Source organism: Paenibacillus sp. FSL P4-0338 (assembly GCF_038002365.1).
Classification (GTDB): domain Bacteria; phylum Bacillota; class Bacilli; order Paenibacillales; family Paenibacillaceae; genus Paenibacillus_AQ.
In genome coordinates, this window is record NZ_JBBOCG010000002.1 from 236,483 (window position 1) to 255,296 (window position 18,814).

Sequence of the window (18,814 nt, forward strand, 5' to 3'; positions counted from 1 at the left end):
TCCCCCAGCTTATTTTTGCCTGTTAAGAGCTAGGAGAAGCTGCGTATGAGACAACTCATCGTCCGAAGGTTGCTGCAGACGCTGCCGATGCTGTTTTTTGTATCGGTGGTCTGCTTTACCATGATCAAGCTGGCCCCGGGAGATCCGGTGCTGTCATTTGTGACGCCCAATATGCATGCCGATGATATTGAGCGCATCCGCCATAATCTGGGGCTGGATAAGCCTGCTTATATCCAATATTTCATCTGGATCAAGGAAATGGTCCAAGGTAACTTCGGCTATTCACTGGTCAATCACCAGCCTGTGCTGGGCCAGATCCTGGAACGTCTGCCTGCGACAGCGGGACTAATGGGCAGCGCCATCGCGCTGGCAGTAATCCTGGCAATTCCGCTTGGCCTCGTGGCCGGTGCGAACCGCAACCGCTGGATAGACAAGCTGATCAATTTCATCTCCTATGTGGGGATTTCCATTCCGTTATTCTGGCTGGCGATCCTGCTGATGTACCTGTTTGCAATCAAGCTGCATTTGCTTCCGAGCATGGGTATGCGTACGATTGGTGTGGAATCAGCGCTTGATGTGCTGAAGCACGGGATATTGCCATGCACGGTGCTGGCCTTCGGCTTCCTGGCCGGATATGTGCGCTACATCCGCTCCAGCACCATCGGACAGCTCAAGGAGGAGTATGTGCAGATCCAGTATGCTTTTGGCTCGAAGAAATCGACTATTCTGTTCCGCCATGTGTTGAAGCATGTGCTGCTGCCGGTGATTACCCTGCTCGGTATGTCAATGGGGGATCTGGTGGCCGGGGCCATCGTGACGGAAACGGTCTTCTCCTGGCCGGGAATCGGCTCCCTGGGAATGACGGCGGTGAAGGGGATGGATTATCCTGTCATTATGGGGATTACCCTGTTCTCCTCATTAATGCTGATCCTTGGGAATCTGGTGGCAGATATTCTCTACAGCGTTGTCGATCCAAGAATCAAACTGAAGGGGTGACCTCATGAATCGTAGTAAATGGAAAAACCTGCAGTCAGAGCTGTTTACGAACGGTCTGGGTGTCGCTGCTCTTGTGATATTAACGGTATTTACCCTGGGGGCTATCTTTGCCTTCCTGTCCGGTTATGATCCGAATGCCATGGATGCCATGGCCCGTCTCACGAAGCCCGGCGCTGCGCATTTGTTCGGCACCGATGATTATGGCCGCGACTATCTGTCCAGAGCCTTATACGGCGGCCGGGTGTCCTTGCTGGTCGGATTCGCCTCCATGATTGTGGCAACCTTAGTCGGAGTAGTGGTTGGGGTCATCAGCGGTTATTTCGGCGGCTGGCTGGATAATCTGCTGATGCGGATGCTGGATATTATTATGTCGATCCCGTCCTTCCTGATCCTGCTGCTGCTCAGCGTCTATCTGAAGCCGAGCATCGGCAACCTGATCATTATTATTGCTCTCTTGATGTGGATGAATGTGGCCCGTGTCGTCCGCGCGGAGACCCTGACGATTAAGGAACGGGAGTACGTGTTATATGCCAAAGCCTCGGGACAGAGTGCCTTCGGCATGATCTGGCGGCATATCCTTCCGGGGCTGATACCGGTGATTATTGTAGGTGCGACGAATAATATTGCCTCGGCCATTATGATGGAATCGTCGCTCAGCTTCCTCGGCTTCGGGGTGCAGCCGCCGAATGCCACGTGGGGGAGTATGCTGAACAGCGCACAGGGGTATATTGCCCAGGCGCCTTATCTGGCGCTGTTCCCCGGGCTGATGATCCTGTTTACTGTGCTGAGCTTCAATGTGCTGGGAGACATTTTGCGGGTCGGCTTTGAACCCAAGCTGATCCGAAGATAGGAGGGCTTAACATCATGACTGAACGGCTGCTGACTGTTGAGAATTTACAGGTTTCCTTCGCTACCCGGGACGGGGAGAATCAGGCCGTCCGTGGAGTTAGCTTCCATATTGATGCGGGCGAGACCGTAGGCATTGTCGGGGAATCCGGCAGTGGCAAAAGCGTTACAGCCAAGGCGGTCATGTCACTAATCACGCCGCCGGGCCATATGACTGCCGGGAAGCTGGAGTTTCGCGGCAAGAGCCTGAAGGGGCTCACGGAGAAGCAGTGGCGGGGCTTACGCGGCAACCGGATTGCGATGGTCTTCCAGGACCCGATGACCTCACTGAATCCGGTCAAGCGAATCGGCCAGCAATTAACAGAGGTGATCCGCAGACACCGGGGACTTGATAAAGCGGCGGCGTATACCGAAGCAGCGGAGCTTCTCCGCCAGGTTGGCATCCGTGATCCGGAGCAGCGGCTGAAGCAATATCCGCATGAATTCAGCGGAGGGATGCGCCAGCGGGTGATGATCGCGATGGCGCTCTCCTGCCGCCCGGAGCTGCTGATTGCCGATGAGCCTACCACCGCGCTGGATGCAACCATCCAGGCTCAGATCCTCGATCTGTTCAAAGAGCTGAAGGAACGGGGAGATACGGCAGTTGCGCTTATTACCCACGATCTGGGAGTGGTAGCTCAAGTCTGCACGCGTGTCATTGTCATGTACGGCGGACTGGTTATGGAGGAGGGGACGGTGCAGGATATCTTCTACCGGCCTCAGCATCCGTATACGCAGGGCTTGCTGCGTTCCATACCGAAGCGCGGCGGCGGTGAACGTGAGCGGCTGATTCCAATTGAGGGCACACCGCCCGATCTGCTGAATCCCCCGCCCGGCTGCCCGTTCATGGACCGTTGTCCGCATGCCTTCGCCCGCTGCAGTGAACGTCCTCCGGTCGTTGAGTTTGCACCAGGGCACCGCTCGATGTGCTGGCTGACCGAAGGTACAGAAGAGAAGACGGCAGTTACAGCGGGGAGGGATTTCACTTGAGTGAGCGCAAGGTGCTTGTGGAGGTTAGCAATCTGAAGAAACATTTCCCGAAGGGCAAGGATTTGCGCGGACGGGATAAGGGTGTACTTAAGGCCGTAGACGGAGTCAGCTTCCAGATCCGTCAAGGTGAGACCTTCGGACTGGTTGGCGAATCCGGGAGCGGCAAGTCCACGGTCGGCCGTTGCCTGCTTCGTCTGTACGATTATACGGACGGTGAGGTGTTCTATGACGGGAAGCCGCTTGGCAAGCTGGGCGAAAAAGGGCTGAAGCCCTTCCGCAGACGGATTCAATCGATTTTCCAGGACCCGTATTCCTCCCTTAATCCAAGCCTGAACGTACTGGAGCTGATCAGTGAGCCGATGCGGATTCACGGTCTCTATCCGGGCGAAGAGCGCAAGGAAGCGGTGGCAGAGCTGCTGGAGAAGGTGGGGCTGAAGCGGGAGCATCTGTACCGCTTCCCCCATGAATTCAGCGGCGGGCAACGCCAGCGGATCTCTATTGCACGGGCGCTGTCGGTCCGGCCCGAGTTCGTCGTCTGCGATGAGCCCATCTCTGCGTTGGATGTCTCTGTCCAGGCCCAGGTCGTTAATATGCTGGAGGATCTGCAAGCCGAGTTCGGGCTGACCTATCTGTTCATCGCCCATGATCTGTCGATGGTCCGCCATATTGCCGACCGGATCGGCGTGATGTATGGCGGCCGGCTGGTGGAGGTGGCTCCAAGCGATGAGCTGTATGATAATCCGCTCCATCCCTACACCAGAGCGCTGCTGTCCTCCATTCTGGAGACAGACCCGATGAAGGCCAGCCGCAGAATCCAGCTGGAGGCCTACCCGGCTACGCGCGGGACAGAGGAAACCGCTGCACTGCGGGAAGTGAGTCCCGGACATTATGTGGCCGGGGAATATGCAGACTAATGCTGTGAACGAATCTTAGGAGATACACATCTGCGAATCAAGGAGGAGATACAATGACAATACCGACTAGCAAGGTCAAATTATCACAATGGGATGCCCTTCTGCTGGAATCGCTGCGCGCGTTATCCGGATCTGACGAAGAGCTGCTGCGCAGAGTGAGCGAAGGGGATCTGCCGGCCGATGAGAGTAAATACGAATTCGATTACGGGCAGTTGTCTGTCCTTGCTGAGGAACAGCCGGAGGGATTCCGGCAGGCCGTTCTGGAAGGCTACCAGATTAAATACAATACCATCCGCGGAATCCGCAGCTGGATAGAGGTTGCGCTGGGTATTGAAGCGAAGCTGGAGCTGGAAGAGGGGCAGGAAGCGGTGGAAGCGGAATTAACGGAGGCCGAGCGCGGACGGCTGGAGGATGTATTGTCTTACGGCTGGGCGGTCACCGGCGTGCCTGCCGGAGACGGCAATACCGGAACGTACCGGATTGAGCCGATTCAGCGCTAGAATTGGATATGGGAAAGCCAAAGGCAGCCGCTCCAGGAATGGAGCGGCTGCTTACATTTTTACATATTTAACTGAATTCTGCGCGTGCTTAGTACGCCTTCCAGTCCGGTAGGGTCGGTGCTAACCTTGCGGGCCACGAAGGCTTCGGCCCGCTCCGAGGTGCGCAGGCGCAGCGGCTTGGTCTCAAGCTGTACCAGCTCCCACATCACATCCGCAACAGAGTCTGCCTTCTGCGGCTCCACATTGCGCTCTAGGAAGGCTGCTCTATAAGCATCCAGAATGGGCTTGTACTCGTCTTCCAGAACGCTGCCGGTGCTGGCGACATGCCCCATTACAGTTGAATTGAATTCCGTGGCAATTGCCCCTGGCTCAAGCAGTGTGATGTCGATGTTGAACTGCGGCTTGTAGTAGGTGGCGAGGCTCTCCAGCAGCCCTTCCACTGCGAATTTGCTGGCGCAGTACACCTCGTTCATCGGTTGCCCGACCAGTCCGCCGACACTGGAGGTCGCCACAATATGGCCGTAGCCAGTCTTTTGCAGCAGCGGCAGTGCAGCACGGATCGTATGCATTACCCCGTACACGTTGGTATTGAAGACATCCTCGATCTCAGGGAACGGTGCCTGTCCAAGCGCTCTCAGGTAGCCGAATCCGGCATTGCAGAATAATAGATCCAGCTTGCCTTGCTCTGCTTCTATCCGGTCAATAACCTGCTGAATGCTCTCCGGCTGTGTCACCTCCAGCTCTACGAACTGCAGACCCTCCACATTCTGGTACAGCTCCTGTTCACGCTTCAGATGGCGTGTTCCGGCATAGACCGTCCAGCCCTCATGGGCGAACTTCAGTGCTGTGGCAAGGCCGATGCCGGAGGATGCTCCGGTGATGCAGATTACTTTTTTCATACTAGCTTTCGCCTCCATTAGTTTGAACTTCATTGATTTGAACCTTGGGAAAGGTATAAAATATCCAATTTTGCCCACATTATAGCATATAGTAATAGAGCTTCCTGTAAATCGACATAAAGTTCGTTGTTTCGCGGAAATTGGGCGATGCCAAAGTTGCTATAATTGTTTTCAGTACGGTACACTATAACTAAAATCTTAATCGCCTGCGAATGGAGAGGAACAAGGGAACAATGGAAGTATTCAAGCGTTATGTCGCCAATTTAACAGTCCGGCGCTTCTTGATTCTGGGATTGATTGGACTGCTGCTGTACAGTATCAGGGATATGCTGAATCTGGTGCTGCTGACCTTCCTGATTGCTTATGTAATGAACAGCTTTCAGGTGCTGCTGAGCAAGCGGATCGGCAAATTCGTGAAGGTGAACAGCAAGGTTATCATCATTATACTGTATGTGGCGCTGATCAGCATGATCGTCATGGCACTCGTCAAATATATGCCCAAGGTATTCTCGCAGATCAAGCAGTTAACCACCTTTCTCGGGACGCTGACCTCCGATGATATTCCGCAGAATGAAATTATGCAGTACTTGTTCCGAAAGGTCAAGGAGCTCAACTATCAGAGCTATTTGAATCAGGGGATCGAATATGTCTTCAAAATCAGCAACTGGGGAACCACCTTCGTCCTGTCCACGATTCTAAGCCTTGTGTTCATTCTGGAAAAGAACCGGATCGTCAACTTTACCTCCCGTTTGAGAGACAGCAAAATCTCCTGGTTCTATGTGGAGCTTGAGTATTTCGGCAGAAAATTCATCTCCTCCTTCGGCAAGGTGATTGAAGCACAGATTCTGATTGCGCTGTTCAATACTTTGTTTACGGTGGTCGGGCTGTGGGTGCTTGGTTTCTTTTTCCAGCCATTCCCTTATCTGTTCGCCCTCTCCATTATGATCTTCATGCTTAGTCTGATTCCGGTCGTCGGCTTTGTCATTTCACTGATTCCGCTATGTATCATCGGCTACAACACCGGCGGACTGGCGCTGACGATCAATATTCTGGCGATGATTGCCATTCTGCATGTCATTGAAGGCTACTTCCTGAATCCGAAGCTGATGTCCTCCAAAATGAACCTGCCGATGTTCTACACCCTCGTAGTACTGTTGTTCTCCGAGCATTATATCGGGGTATGGGGGCTGATTCTCGGGATTCCGATCTTCGTCTTTTTCCTGGATATCCTGGATATTAGCCGGGACAATAAGCCTTCACTGGAATGACGCAGCCAATTCTATAATCCGTAATACGCATAGGGCGATATTCAACCTGCTCAAGGTTCGGGTATCGTCTTTTTATAGAATTTACATGTTTTGGGGTCCCCGCAAAGTACCTGAGTCATCATCAAAGCTAAAGCCCCACTTTGTGGGGTTACCTTAGGGGGAAATAACAAGATGATCAGATATCCAGTATTAGAAGCAGGAGCCGTTATTGGTGTAACTGCACCCTCATCTGGAGTGGGGGAGGCGCTTCGTGAACTGCTTGAGCTGGCTGTAGAACGGCTGCGAAAAAGTGGGTACGGCGTAGTCTGCGGACCCACAGCGTGGACACAGGAGAAGGCCAAATCGGCCCCGGCTGCTGTACGTGCTGCTGAATTCAACAAGATGATGGCCGATGAGTCCATCGGACTTGTCGTGCCTCCCTGGGGCGGGGAGCTGCTGATCGAGATGCTGGAGCTGGTGGATTTCAGCAAGATGAAGTCTAAATGGATTCTCGGGTATTCCGACATCAGTGTGCTGCTGCTGGCGGTCACTTTGAAGACGGGGATTGCCACTGCCCATGGCACGAACTTCATTGACCTCCGTGGGGAACAGACAGACCCGACAACCTCCATGTGGGAGAAGGTATTGTCCACGCCAAGCGGTGGCGCTGTACTTCAGCAATCCTCACAGCAATATCAGCTGGAATGGGGAGGCGAGCCGTCCCCCCATGTGTTCAACCTTACAGAAGCAACTAACTGGAAGACGGTGGGTAATCTCGCTATCGCCATGCAGGGGCGCCTGCTGGGGGGCTGCATTGACGTTATCCGTCATCTGATCGGCACGCCCTACGGAGAGGTCCGGCATTTCCAGCAGCACTATATCCATAATGAGCCTATTCTGTGGTATTTGGAGAACTGTGAGCTGTCTGTGACCGACCTGCGCCGCTCCCTGGTGCAGATGAAGCTGGCGGGCTGGTTCGAGCATTGCAGCGGTCTCATGTTCGGCCGCAGTGCGGCTAACCGCCCTATGGACGGGTACACCGTAGAGGATGTTTACCAGGAGCTGGCCGATGAGCTGGGACTGCCGGTGGCATACGACATCGACTGCGGACATCTGCCGCCGCAGGTTACTTTGGTGAACGGTGCTTTTGCAGAGGTGGTGGTTGGGGCAGGTAAGGGAACGATGACGCAGTACTTCCGGGAGTAGAGGAACTTAGTAGTATGCTCGTACGAACTCTAATTTCTACCTCTTCTCATACCATAATCAAACCTCTCTTAAACAGGTATATTCGTCATATATAATGTGAATTTATGTCGAATTTAGTTGAAAAAAAGTGATTGGATTATTAAAGGAATGCTCTATGTATGGCTGGCATCCTGTATAATTTATGAATATACAGACAGCCATAGCTGCCGATTCCTGAGCAGTGAATCCCTCACGAAAGAGAGTAGTGACTATGAAATCCATCGCCTGGGTGACTGACAGCACCAGCACCATTGATTCTGAATTCGCTATGAATAACCATGTGTATATCGTTCCCCTCCGACTAATCGTCAATAATGAATGTTATAAAGAGAATATAGATATTAACGCCGATCAGTTCTATGACAAAATGCGGCAGCATGACAAGGTGGGTAGCTCCCAGCCGCCGATTGGTGAGTTCGTGGAATTATACGAGCGTCTGAAGGAAGAGTATGACGAGATTATTGCGATCCACTGTTCCTCCGAGCTTAGCGGGACCTTCAACACCTCGATGCAGGCGGCGGATATTGCTGGAGTGAACGTAATTGGTATCGATTCCAAAGTAGGCGCGTATCCTATCCGTGAGATGCTTCTGCGCGGTATTCACTGGCAGCAGGCAGGCTGCTCTGCACAGGAGATCAAGAACAGAATTGATAATATAATCGAGGAAATGTCCTTCTATATCATCCCTGCCAGCCTGAACCAGCTGCATCGCAGCGGACGGCTCTCCGGCTCTCAGTTCCTGCTGGGCCAGCTGATGCGGATTCATCTGCTTCTGCGGTTCGATGAGGGTAAGATTGTCGTCGTTGATAAAATCCGCACCTTCAAGAAGACGAAGCAAAAGCTGCTGGAGACCATCCAGGAGGAAATCGGCCGCTTCCAGGATGTATGTATTATGCACGCGAACAATAAAGAAGAGGCGCTGAGCCTGGAGTGGGCCATTAAGGCCATGTCCCCTTCGGTGCGTACAGAGATTATGACCTTTGTCCCGGTGGTAGGTGCTCATATGGGCGAGGGAACACTGGCGCTGTCTTGGATTAACCGTACGGCTATGAATAGTATTGATGCTGAGGATGAAGTGCTGGAGTCTGTGCTCTAGAAAAGGAGCGGAACGATGTTCTTATATCATTATTATGATGCTGCTGTGGGTCCGTTTGTCAGCCTATCCGATTTACCGGGCGATCAGGCGAGGGCTGTGCTGGAGACGATTAAAGAGACCAAGCCCAAGGCCCAGAGCGCCCAAAGACACGATAAATATGTGGAATATCGGCGGAACTGCGAGAGCATCATCCGGGCGGAATTTATACGTAAGGGCGGTCTGGTCCAGCGGTCCTCCCCGCATTATATGGTAGTTGAACATAGTCCGTGGCTAAGCACGTGGTTCGAGAATGGCGCATCACTCAAGATTCCGATTGAGGAATTTGATGTGAACACGATTTCTTTTACCTATGGAGACTCCATGCCGACCTTCAGCCCGCTGATTAACGATGGCAAAGAGTACAGGCACACCCTGTATACCTATTCCGAGATTGTGAGCATCATTGACAAGTACGGGTTACCGCAGAATTGGAACAATGACGGAAAATACGGTCCCGAGCGGTACGTCGAAGCGCATGTCTGGAGCGATGGGGCGGTTAGCCGGTATCTGAGTGAGCGGAGCCGGGCCCGATAATGTGGAATCGAAATAACCAGAAAACGGCTGGATCAGGGGAACCTGACCAGCCGTTTTTTAATGGAATAGTATTATTATCAAGACTTCAATCTAAATGATAACAGAATTCAAATGAATAGTCTAGTAATTTGTGGGCGAAGTGTTAACATAAGGTTACCGGTAAAACAAAATGTGAGTGCGCACTGTTATATGAAATGGAGTCTGCAAATGAAGGGTTTAGACTTGAGCGAGGAGTTCTATTGGGAGATTGTGAGGCCGCTGATAGCCAGACATTTCCCGCAACTAGTGGAGAAGCATGCTGCCGGATTGATAGGATATGGTTCGGATGTTCTGGGTTATGATGACGTTCTTTCCAGAGATCATGAATGGGGGGCGAGGTGCTACATTTGGCTGCTGGACCCGGATTACGATAAATATGCTGTAAGCCTTGACCAAGCATTCGATGAAGAGGTGCCAGCCTTGTTCAAAGGGTATCCTTCCCGGTTTTCGGTAGATGAATCTCATGAGGTGCTTATACCCTACAATGGGCAGAGCAACCTTCATCATATTGCAATTACCAGCGTCTCCCGGCACATGCGAATCCAGTTGGGACTGCTAACCCCATATCCATCCTTATACGAATGGTTAGTCATTCCTGAGCAGAAATTGCTGGAATGGACAAGGGGAAGGATCTTTACAGATCCTGTTGGGGAGATGACAGAAGTGCGAAGGGGACTGGCTTATCTGCCCGATGAGATATGGCGGTACAAATTGAAGTATGCCTGGAGTTCATTCCGGCAGCTGTATGTGGCAGGACTTGCAGACCTCCGGGGCGAACCGTTGTCGGCCAGGTTGCTCATCAACCGCATGGTGGAGCAGGCAGTTCAACTGATTTTTCTCTATAACAAAAGGCTCCGGCCCGGAACCTACAAATGGATATCCAGGGAGCTGGTGCAGATCAGCCCTGAGGTTAGCAGGCAGACCAAGCAGCTTGAAGCTATTTTGCTGGAACCCTCTGTTACAAGGGCCGTTGAACAAATGGAAGAGATATTAACGGAATTAGTGAATCAACATAACGAGATGAAGCTGACGGATCATATTGAGCTTCAACCCTCCATTTTCTACGCAAGAGGCTTGCAATCCTATTCTTATACCAATATGGAGGATGCTCTATTCGCTACGTTACCCGAAGAACTTCAGCAGCTGGAAATCCCGGGTACGCTGGATCAATTCATTACAAGTGAACATCTGTTAATCTGGGCGGATCACTATTCCAAATTCAAGTCAATATACAGCGTCAGGTCTGATATAGAGAGAACTGGGGTGGGGGATATGATTGTATAGTGAAGACTGCGCTTCGTGCGAGCAGCCTTTAGGCTATCAAGCTTATGCTTGATGGTCTTTTTTAATCTTTCCCCTCCATTCTTCCAATTTATACAATTTCCTTGTATCAATATACATAGTAAATTTACATAGTCCTATTGTAGAATCAAGAAGTTGTCGAATTATGGAGCGATATTCCATCCATGGGACTCTGTAGGACGATGGTTTTTATGAATTTTTCTAAAAAGAAAGAGGGGGAAGTAATTTTGTTATTCCAAGCAGCACGCCGTAAACTCAGTCTGGTGATTGTACTTGCCCTGCTAATCAGCAGCCTTACGCCACATCTGGTGTTCGGGGAGTCCGCGCAATTGAAGGATATCGCAGGCTCTTATGCTCAGAAGGAGATTCAATCCTTAACTGAAGCAGGAATAATCTCGGGGTATGAAGATAACACCTTCAAACCGAATAAGGCTATGTCGCGCGCCGAGCTGGCGAAAATAATAGTCCTTTCGTTAGGACTGGAAGTAAGTGGTGACGAGACCGCACCATTCAAAGACGTTGCCGCCACCAGCTGGTATCGTGGTTATGTAGGTGCGTTGGTGAAGGCAGGCATCACAAAGGGGACATCGGCGAGCACGTTCAGTCCTAATTCGAGTGTAACCCGGGAAGAGCTGGTTGTATTTTTCATCCGGGCCTTTGAATTAGATGAAACAGCGAAGAAGCTTCCGCTTGGCAGCAAGCTGTCCGATATGTCAGAGGTGTCTGAATGGGCAAAAGCTCAAGTATCCCTGGCCTTCAACAATGGGTTCATCAACGGGGTTCAGGGCATTGACGGTACGCTGAAATTCAAACCTAAAGAGCGTGCAGAGCGCCAGGCTCTGGCCCGTCTCGCATATGAGTTCAAGACGAATAAAGCAGTATATGTTGAGAAGTCCAAGCAGCTTCTTGCTGAAGAGACTGATAAGGGTAAGACTCCAGTGGTTACTCCGGCTCCCACAGCGACACAAGCTATCCGTGATACGTCTGTGAGTGCTCCGGCAGCCCCGGGTCCAGGAACGCCAGCATCGGCAACACCTGTACCAGCAACACCGGCACCAGCGGAGCCGACTCCAGCACCAGCAACACCGGCACCAGTGGAGCCGACTCCAGTACCGGCCAATGCTCTCCAGATTGTAGTGAAGGGGGAGAGTACAGATGCTATTTATGCAGAAGAGTCCACTGAAGTTATTTTCCGTACAACGCTTAATGCGGCAGAGACAGTAACTGCAAGTGTCTATCAGGTAGATGACAGCGGCAAAGTGATGTCACAGATTACCCTGCTGCACGATGATGGTTTAGAAATTCATGGAGACAGCCTTGCAGCAGACGGACTCTATAGCGGCAAAGCAGTATTAACTGAAAGTACGGAAGGCTACATAAATCTGCAGACCTTTGCTGGAGATGTGCCTAGCAGTGCAGTCCTTAAACTGTCTGTACTGAAACATCTTACAGATGAACAGCTTGCACAAACAGAAATTATTGAAAATAATACACAGAGTAAGCTTGATCAATTGGCTGCTTCTAGCGGTAACTTGCAAAAGGCCAAGGAAGAAACAGTGGCTTGGCTTCAAACCCAGGACGAAGTAGAGCATGCAGGAATATCAGGTGAGGGAGGAAGCATCTGGTATTTGCTGGATAACGGGATTCTAGGCGGAATATCCTCGGCCCCTGAGAATACAAAAGGATTAAGCAACACAGTCGAAGAGGCTGCTTCCAATAACGCATTGACGGCGCTCACGCAAGATGTGGAACAAACCGTAGCCACCATAGGAAGCCAGCAGGTTGCTGTGGTTTCTCCGTTCTCCGGTACACTTCCATCTTCTACGGTGTATGACGCTGTATATCAAAGCTTTGAGCAGTCGAATTACCCCTTCCTTGTGGAGAGAGTAAAGGATAGCGCAGCGGGTGTTAACTTCTTCAAAGGACTTAATCAGTATGGTGTTGTGGTCTTAGATTCCCATGGGGATACGTACTATGATGAGATTGTGCTCCAGAAATTCCATGATAAATATGGTGTTGATTTCAAATATGCGGGGCCGCAGGTCATGTTCCTGACCGGAGAGAAGGCAACGGCTGAGAACAACAAGACCTATGAACTGGATCTGAAAAAGGGCAGACTGGCTATCATATCGGGCTATTATGCGATTACGCCTTCTTTCATTACACGGTACAATGATATGCTTCCTGGTACTATTGTATATAACGGCAGCTGCCGCAGCGCATACAACGATTCCATGTCGGATGCGTTCCTCAACAATGGGGCCAGCGCTTATTATGGTTACACCGATTATGTAAAGCTTGCTTATGATCAGGTCATTGCCCCATTTGTATTCAACGCCTTGAACAATGAGAATATGACAACCGGACAAGCTTTTGAGGCAGCAGTGGCTGCTCACGGAGCCAATGACGGGTTGGCAGCATTCGTCATGAAGGGAAGCAGCATTGGTACGAAAACCGAAGGGGTCATCAACGGAACCTTTGAGAACGGAAAGTGGACCGGCTGGAATGGAAACGGAGATGTCCGGGTCATCTCAAAGCTGGGGCCGCTTAAGCCTACAGAGGGTAACTACATGGCGATTATCAGTACTGGCCTTGGGTTTGAAAACAATGACAAGGGAGGATATGACTACAATTCGGATAGTTATATCGAGCAGAGCTTCATGGTCCCGGCGGGAGCCACAACCTTGTCGTTCGATTACAATTTCATTTCTGAGGAGCCGAAGGAATTTGTTGGAACCAAATATAACGATACATTCAGAGCAACAGTAACTTCCAGTGTATACATCAATCCAGCTTCCCTCGTGACCTCACACTTGAATGGCGGACCTACGGTGACGTCCAGTGTCTACGGACAGGAATCTGTGATTGTCGGTAAGGAATCGATTAATGAATCCACAGCCTATTGGATTGACGCGAATAAAGTAGACGTTAATTTCTACGGCGGGGATGATACGGCCTACATGACGAATTGGAAGCATGTCCAGTTTGATGTGAGCCAATTTGCCGGCAAGGGCTCGATTGTCCTCCGGTTCCATGTATGGGATCAAGGTGACAGTGTCTTTGACACGGCAGTATTGATCGATAATGTACTGTTGAAGTAACCGTAAACGGCTGGATCAGGGGAACCTGACCAGCCGTTTTTTAATGGAATTAGCATTCAAAACCACTACATAGCCTTGTGCAACCTAGAGTTGCAGAAGATAATTAAAATACTCAACTTACGCTCGATTTCGATCTCAGCTCTTCTATGCTACTATTGGCTGTGTTGAGTAATAGTAGAGTGGAGGTGTCCTCACGTTGATAGATAATAACAAAGCCGGGCAGAATATATTGAACTTAAGGAAGGGATTATCCCTGACCCAGACAGAGCTGTCCAGCTTAGTTGGCGTAAGCCATCAGGCGGTTTCCAAGTGGGAGCAGGGTGATTGCCTGCCTGATATCGGGGTGTTGCTGAAGCTTGGACAGGTCTTCGGGAAGTCGGTGGAAGAGCTTTTGTTAGGGGAGAGAGTTAGCGGCGATTCAGCTTCTGAGAAAATTGTAAGCCCTCCCATGGAGCTGTCTGATGAGGTCTGGACGCAAGCTTTGAATCATATCCAAGGCCGCATCTCGCCGCCCAGCTTCAACACCTGGTTCAAGGGCACGAAGGGGAAGCAGGTGGGGGAGACTTACTGCGTCTACAGTCCGAGCCGTTTTGCTTCAGAATGGTTATATCAACGCTATTCGGGTTTGATTGTACCGGTTCTTGAAGACATAACAGGCATATCCGGCCTTAAGGTCGAGTTCTGCTCTATGGGAGCGTGGGACATCAACCATAAGGATTAGGTTTCTGCCCGGTAGGTTTTGCCAAGCTGATGACCCAGACCAAAATAATGACGGAAATTATAGATGAGCGGACTCCATTTCAGCGGATCGATATGTTTGTCATCCATAATAATATCCTGGTGCGCATGTACATGAACAGCCTGTGCCTCAACGATTGCAAAGCCAGGCGAATGATCCGGTATCCGGATAGGTTGGACGCTTGCTTCAATTTGTAACGGGCATTCCATAATTCGTGAAGGCTTAACAGTTATGGACGTAACAGGTGTGAGTCCGCTGGCAGCATATTTATCCTTTTGATAGGAGTAGCCATGTTGTTGCTTGTAATCAGGGACAGGATTCTTACCCGTATAGGGAGCAAGCTGCTCCACATTCTCCCATAGTGAAGGGCCGGGGATGTTAATAACGCATTCGGAAAGCCGTTCCAGGTTCTCGATAGCTTTTCCCCCAAGACCAATCCCTAGTACAATACAGTCTCCTAAAGCCCAGGAGGATGAAATAGGACTGATGTTTACGCTATCATCTTCATTCAAGGTGTTCAGTAAGATGACAGGAGTTCCGGTGAATTTCTATGGCGGGAATGATACGGCCTACATGACGAATTGGAAGGAGTTCAATCCTCCAGAACGGGCATGACATTTTTTATATTATATCCACAAAACATGAATTAATATATTTTATGACATTTGGGATTTTATTTCATAAATGAGTTGTTGAAGGGATGAACCGTTTGATTAATTCGAATCAGAGCCGCTCGATTGAAGAGAAATCAAATCCTATTCAAAGAGTTTTTTTTACGTGGACACGTCCCTTCATTAATAAAGCTATTCGTAAGGATCTGCCAATAAGTGCTGTTCAAGAATCATGTTTGGTCATTCCCTCCGCCTATGGGATAGATCATTTTCAAGAAGAGTCTGAGTCCGTTCGCAGACAAAAAAATGTGATGCCACTGATTATGCATATTGTGCGTCAGTTGAAGTTCTCCTTTCTTGCTTATGCGCTGCTTGCTTTTCTGACACTGGCATTACAATTCTCCATCCCGTATTTGTTTCCTGATATTCTTCGCTCAATTATTAACGGAAGCTCGCAGCCGCACGGTAAAGCACTAGGAGGTATATTCCTGTTTATCGCCATACAGATGATTAAGGTAATCTGTAATTCTCAATTTTTACATTTTCGTTGGAAGCTAATTACATCGATTGAATTTAATTATCGAAATATACTTTTCAAAAATATTTTGCGGAAAAGAGAATCTTCTCAGCGAGCAGGACAATTGATCGATTTGTATGGAAACCAGATTAGCTGGTTAAGAGGAATTGTCTGGTTTATAGACGGTGTAAGCAGCGCCCTTGGTGTTATATTTGGAGTTGCACTCCTGGTAATGTATTTAGGAGTGGGGGGTCTTATGGGATGCTTGTTATTATTCGCAGCACCAATGTTCTCACGGCTACTTCGTACACTGAATCAGGTAGATACAGAGTTAAGCAAAGTGAATAGTAAGAGGCTCTTTGAAATTAACGACTTTCTTCACAAGTTTAAAGAAGCTAAACAAATGAATTTTACCAACTACTTCATTCAAAAGATTAAAAATGAAAGATCACGACAATCGGAAGTTTTACATAAAAAAAGTAAGGTTCAGATTCTATTAACCCTCATTAACTACTCTATGGTACCTTTAACAGCTATGATATGTATCGGTTTCTCCTCCCTCATGGGCTATCCGCTAAGTGTTGAAAAAACCATGGCTTCCTTTATCGTTTTTGGCCTCCTTGATCGTTGTATTAACGACTTCCTAGTTAGTATAAATACGGTTAGACAAGGAATGAAGGCAATCTCACTAGTACAGGAATATGTTAGTCTGGATGAATTTGCATGGGAGGGAAGCCATTCAACTCCCCCACAAGCAGAGACAATCGCACTACAGAAAGCATCCTTTAGTAATTTTACGGACCCAAGTCAGATACTGCTTACAGATATAGACCTAACCATTGCTCCAGGACAGTTAGTTGTCTTAGTGGGCGAAACAGGATCTGGGAAAACAACTCTGCTACGTTCAATAGCAGGGTATTTGGAATGCGTTCAGGGTGAGAGCCGCCTGGCTCAGCAATGTGAGGAGGTCTTGGATAATTCTCCATTATTTCCGGTAAGTATTAGGGATAATATTATCCTGGACAGACCTTATGAAGAAGCGCGTTATGATCAGATTATTCATGCATGCGAGTTAGGCGAGGATCTGGAACAATGGGCGAGTGGAGACTCTACTATTATTAATACGGATATGGTCAATCTGTCAGGCGGACAGATAAAAAGAATTCTATTAGCCCGGGCTGCATATCAGGGGGCCCAAGTAGTACTGCTTGACCAGATCTTAAACTCTTTGGATGCAAAGGTACGGAAGAGAGTGCTCAGAAATCTTATTTTAGATTTTTGGAAAGATACAACGAGAATTATGGTAGCAGCAACCATAGACCAGGAATTATTCGAACAAGCGGACCAAGTTATTGTAATGAGAGAGGGGCGTATTCAGCATTCCTTTCAAAATAGTGAACTCAATCACAGTACACTACGGGAATTCCTCCCTGATGAAATTGCAATTCAAATCAAGAATGAAATCACGCAAAATGAACGGTCTGAAGGACGTGAATTAAATCTGGATGCGCCGGATTCTGACGAAAATACAGGGACTAAGCAATCCGGCTTAAAGATCCTCAAAAATTATTTTTTGGAGATTGGGAACAGGCCGATATTATTTCTTTTCATATTTTTATTTATCTTAGCGCAGATTATCGATGTTGCATCCATATATATAGTGCCACGATTCGGCGGGAATGCAGCAAACCCAATTTTGTTTTCCTCTATTTATTTTGGCGTAGCCCTCTTGCTGGTCCTCACCAATATTGTTCGCATAAGTATAATTTATCTAGGTAATGTAAAAGCAGGCGAATCTTTTCATCAGCAGTTATTACAGAGGGTATCCAAAATGAGCTTTTTGCAGTTCAGCAAACAGCAGAATGGTTCTTTATCTGCCCGTTTTTCCAATGATATGAAAGTTATTGATATGGATATGAGTGGTTATACCAGTAATTTGCTGGAATCATTTTTTAAAATTATTACTGCATCCCTATTAATAGCATATTCAGATTTATATATGGTTCTGGTCCTGGGTGTATTCCTGATTTTTTTCAATAAGATTCAGAAAGAAGTTCGTATTACAGGTAAAATTACCTCTAAGTTAGCTAACGAAGCTCACGAACCATGCCTTGCTATTCTGAAGTCTGCAGCAGCAGATTCTGATTATGTGAGAAAGAAAAATCTTCAAGTGTATTTATTGAATATATGGAAAGAAAAAATATCCTATACACTAAATGCTGAGTATACAAGGCAGTCTGTTAATAGATTTTATCTGTTCTGGATAGAAGTTGCAGGGTATTTTACATTTTCTGCTTTCTTGATTCTTATGAGCTTAAAGGGGTTTTCAGGAAATCCTGTTGTTATTTACGTTACTTTAACGTATACGTTAACAGCATTTTCTAATTTTGAGGTCCTACTTAGAGACCTTCGTCATATGGAGATTGGGACGAATTCACTTGAAAGAATCTTGGATCTTGAAAATGAAGAATCCCCAAAAACCATACATGAGAGCTTACCGCCCTTTATAAATACAGCAGGGGGCCTGACAATCAGGAATTTGAGCGCTCAGTATAATGATTCAAGGCCGATCATCTCTGGACTGACCCTCAAACTTGAACCAAATCAAAACCTGCTTGTCAAAGGAAGAACGGGAAGTGGCAAGTCTACGTTATTTTACTGCCTGACCCAATTTATGGACTATGAAGGTGAGATTCTGCTTGGAGATACGAATGTTAAATCCATTCCAGATCATTTGTTGGCGAAGAAAATCGTGACTTTACCACAGCGTCCCGTACTCTACCACGGAACTCTAAGAGAGAATTTGGACCCCGAGCAGCAATGTACGGATCAGGAGATATGGTCAATGCTTGAGAAGTTGAAACTTAAGGGCAGAGTAAGCTCCCTTGAACAAGAGACCAATGAGTATTTGGATAGCTTCAGCCAGGGCGAGAAGCAACTCCTTAATATGGGGAGATGTCTTCTCCTCAAGCCGGAATTGTTATTAATTGATGAGGCGACTACCGATATTTATGGAACGCATGAGTCAGATCTATACAGACTACTGAGTCTGGAGTTGCCTAATACGATGGTAATTGGTATTTCACACAAAGATACTCAGTCCAACTTTTATCATAACATTTTGGATATTGAAGATATGAAGCTTAAACGAATGGGATGA

Annotated in this window: 16 protein-coding genes; 14 read left to right on the plus strand and 2 right to left on the minus strand. The window is 48.5% G+C overall.

The genetic code is table 11. From position 1 onward, the window contains the following. Window positions 1-45 precede the first annotated feature (45 nt). Genes MKZ07_RS25115 through MKZ07_RS25135 form a run of 5 tightly spaced genes read left to right on the plus strand, consistent with a single transcriptional unit; the run spans window position 46 to window position 4,285 of the window. Window positions 46-996 (plus strand): ABC transporter permease, encoded by a 951-nt coding sequence (locus tag MKZ07_RS25115; protein WP_036695545.1) that lies wholly within the window; start codon window positions 46-48, stop codon window positions 994-996. A gap of 4 nt (window positions 997-1,000) precedes the next feature. Then, window positions 1,001-1,846 (plus strand): ABC transporter permease, encoded by an 846-nt coding sequence (locus tag MKZ07_RS25120; protein ID WP_036695546.1) that lies wholly within the window; start codon window positions 1,001-1,003, stop codon window positions 1,844-1,846. A gap of 14 nt (window positions 1,847-1,860) precedes the next feature. After that, window positions 1,861-2,871 (plus strand): ABC transporter ATP-binding protein, encoded by a 1,011-nt coding sequence (locus MKZ07_RS25125; RefSeq protein ID WP_036695547.1) that lies wholly within the window; start codon window positions 1,861-1,863, stop codon window positions 2,869-2,871. After that, window positions 2,868-3,785 (plus strand): ABC transporter ATP-binding protein, encoded by a 918-nt coding sequence (locus MKZ07_RS25130; RefSeq protein ID WP_076155612.1) that lies wholly within the window; start codon window positions 2,868-2,870, stop codon window positions 3,783-3,785. Before MKZ07_RS25125 ends, MKZ07_RS25130 begins: the two co-directional genes overlap by 4 nt. Before the next feature lie 53 nt (window positions 3,786-3,838). Beyond that, window positions 3,839-4,285 (plus strand): hypothetical protein, encoded by a 447-nt coding sequence (locus MKZ07_RS25135; protein ID WP_036695549.1) that lies wholly within the window; start codon window positions 3,839-3,841, stop codon window positions 4,283-4,285. A gap of 59 nt (window positions 4,286-4,344) precedes the next feature. Here MKZ07_RS25135 and MKZ07_RS25140 read toward each other — a convergent pair whose 3' ends face one another. Continuing rightward, the gene (locus MKZ07_RS25140) at window positions 4,345-5,184 is read right to left on the minus strand and encodes an SDR family oxidoreductase (RefSeq protein WP_341028358.1); all 840 of its coding nucleotides are present in this window, start codon (window positions 5,182-5,184) and stop codon (window positions 4,345-4,347) included. A 233-nt stretch (window positions 5,185-5,417) separates the two neighbouring features. On the opposite strand from MKZ07_RS25140, the gene MKZ07_RS25145 reads away from it, so the two are divergent. From MKZ07_RS25145 to MKZ07_RS25175, 7 genes are all read left to right on the plus strand, one after another. Next, window positions 5,418-6,452 carry an AI-2E family transporter gene (locus tag MKZ07_RS25145; RefSeq protein ID WP_036695551.1) on the plus strand — a complete coding sequence of 345 codons (1,035 nt, stop codon included), beginning with the start codon at window positions 5,418-5,420 and terminating at the stop codon, window positions 6,450-6,452. A 171-nt stretch (window positions 6,453-6,623) separates the two neighbouring features. Further along, the gene (locus MKZ07_RS25150) at window positions 6,624-7,637 is read left to right on the plus strand and encodes a S66 family peptidase (protein ID WP_341028362.1); all 1,014 of its coding nucleotides are present in this window, start codon (window positions 6,624-6,626) and stop codon (window positions 7,635-7,637) included. A gap of 250 nt (window positions 7,638-7,887) precedes the next feature. Beyond that, window positions 7,888-8,772 (plus strand): DegV family protein, encoded by an 885-nt coding sequence (locus tag MKZ07_RS25155; RefSeq protein WP_341028364.1) that lies wholly within the window; start codon window positions 7,888-7,890, stop codon window positions 8,770-8,772. Between the two features lie 15 nt (window positions 8,773-8,787). Then, window positions 8,788-9,345: a hypothetical protein gene (locus tag MKZ07_RS25160; protein ID WP_341028365.1), complete on the plus strand. Its 558-nt coding sequence runs from the start codon at window positions 8,788-8,790 to the stop codon at window positions 9,343-9,345. Between the two features lie 207 nt (window positions 9,346-9,552). After that, window positions 9,553-10,668 carry a DUF4037 domain-containing protein gene (locus tag MKZ07_RS25165; RefSeq protein WP_341028366.1) on the plus strand — a complete coding sequence of 372 codons (1,116 nt, stop codon included), beginning with the start codon at window positions 9,553-9,555 and terminating at the stop codon, window positions 10,666-10,668. Window positions 10,669-10,913: 245 nt separating this feature from the next. After that, on the plus strand, window positions 10,914-13,787 hold the full coding sequence (locus MKZ07_RS25170) for an S-layer homology domain-containing protein (protein ID WP_341028367.1): 2,874 nt from the start codon (window positions 10,914-10,916) through the stop codon (window positions 13,785-13,787). A 196-nt stretch (window positions 13,788-13,983) separates the two neighbouring features. Further along, entirely contained in the window at window positions 13,984-14,508 is a 525-nt protein-coding gene (locus tag MKZ07_RS25175) for a helix-turn-helix transcriptional regulator (protein WP_341028370.1), read from the plus strand. Here the strand turns inward: MKZ07_RS25175 and MKZ07_RS25180 are convergent. After that, a complete protein-coding gene (locus tag MKZ07_RS25180) occupies window positions 14,505-15,053 on the minus strand; it encodes a flavin reductase family protein (protein ID WP_341029763.1) in 549 nt (182 codons plus the stop codon). The two genes, MKZ07_RS25175 and MKZ07_RS25180, sit on opposite strands and share 4 nt — an antisense overlap. On the opposite strand from MKZ07_RS25180, the gene MKZ07_RS25185 reads away from it, so the two are divergent. Next, window positions 15,013-15,141, plus strand: coding sequence for a hypothetical protein (locus MKZ07_RS25185; protein WP_256706412.1), 129 nt, complete (start codon window positions 15,013-15,015; stop codon window positions 15,139-15,141). The two genes, MKZ07_RS25180 and MKZ07_RS25185, sit on opposite strands and share 41 nt — an antisense overlap. Window positions 15,142-15,226: 85 nt before the next feature. After that, complete coding sequence (locus MKZ07_RS25190) at window positions 15,227-18,814, plus strand: ATP-binding cassette domain-containing protein (protein WP_341028372.1); 3,588 nt, start codon at window positions 15,227-15,229, stop codon at window positions 18,812-18,814.

Excerpts from the sequence above, each read along its gene's own strand:
- MKZ07_RS25190 (WP_341028372.1), top strand. The coding sequence starts at position 15,227 with ATGAACCGTTTGATTAATTCGAATCAGAGCCGCTCGATTGAAGAGAAA.
- MKZ07_RS25185 (WP_256706412.1), top strand. The coding sequence starts at position 15,013 with ATGTTTACGCTATCATCTTCATTCAAGGTGTTCAGTAAGATGACAGGA.
- MKZ07_RS25120 (WP_036695546.1), top strand. The coding sequence starts at position 1,001 with ATGAATCGTAGTAAATGGAAAAACCTGCAGTCAGAGCTGTTTACGAAC.
- MKZ07_RS25135 (WP_036695549.1), top strand. The coding sequence starts at position 3,839 with ATGACAATACCGACTAGCAAGGTCAAATTATCACAATGGGATGCCCTT.
- MKZ07_RS25165 (WP_341028366.1), top strand. The coding sequence starts at position 9,553 with ATGAAGGGTTTAGACTTGAGCGAGGAGTTCTATTGGGAGATTGTGAGG.
- MKZ07_RS25125 (WP_036695547.1), top strand. The coding sequence starts at position 1,861 with ATGACTGAACGGCTGCTGACTGTTGAGAATTTACAGGTTTCCTTCGCT.
- MKZ07_RS25160 (WP_341028365.1), top strand. The coding sequence starts at position 8,788 with ATGTTCTTATATCATTATTATGATGCTGCTGTGGGTCCGTTTGTCAGC.
- MKZ07_RS25145 (WP_036695551.1), top strand. The coding sequence starts at position 5,418 with ATGGAAGTATTCAAGCGTTATGTCGCCAATTTAACAGTCCGGCGCTTC.
- MKZ07_RS25115 (WP_036695545.1), top strand. The coding sequence starts at position 46 with ATGAGACAACTCATCGTCCGAAGGTTGCTGCAGACGCTGCCGATGCTG.
- MKZ07_RS25150 (WP_341028362.1), top strand. The coding sequence starts at position 6,624 with ATGATCAGATATCCAGTATTAGAAGCAGGAGCCGTTATTGGTGTAACT.
- MKZ07_RS25140 (WP_341028358.1), bottom strand. The coding sequence starts at position 5,184 with ATGAAAAAAGTAATCTGCATCACCGGAGCATCCTCCGGCATCGGCCTT.
- MKZ07_RS25155 (WP_341028364.1), top strand. The coding sequence starts at position 7,888 with ATGAAATCCATCGCCTGGGTGACTGACAGCACCAGCACCATTGATTCT.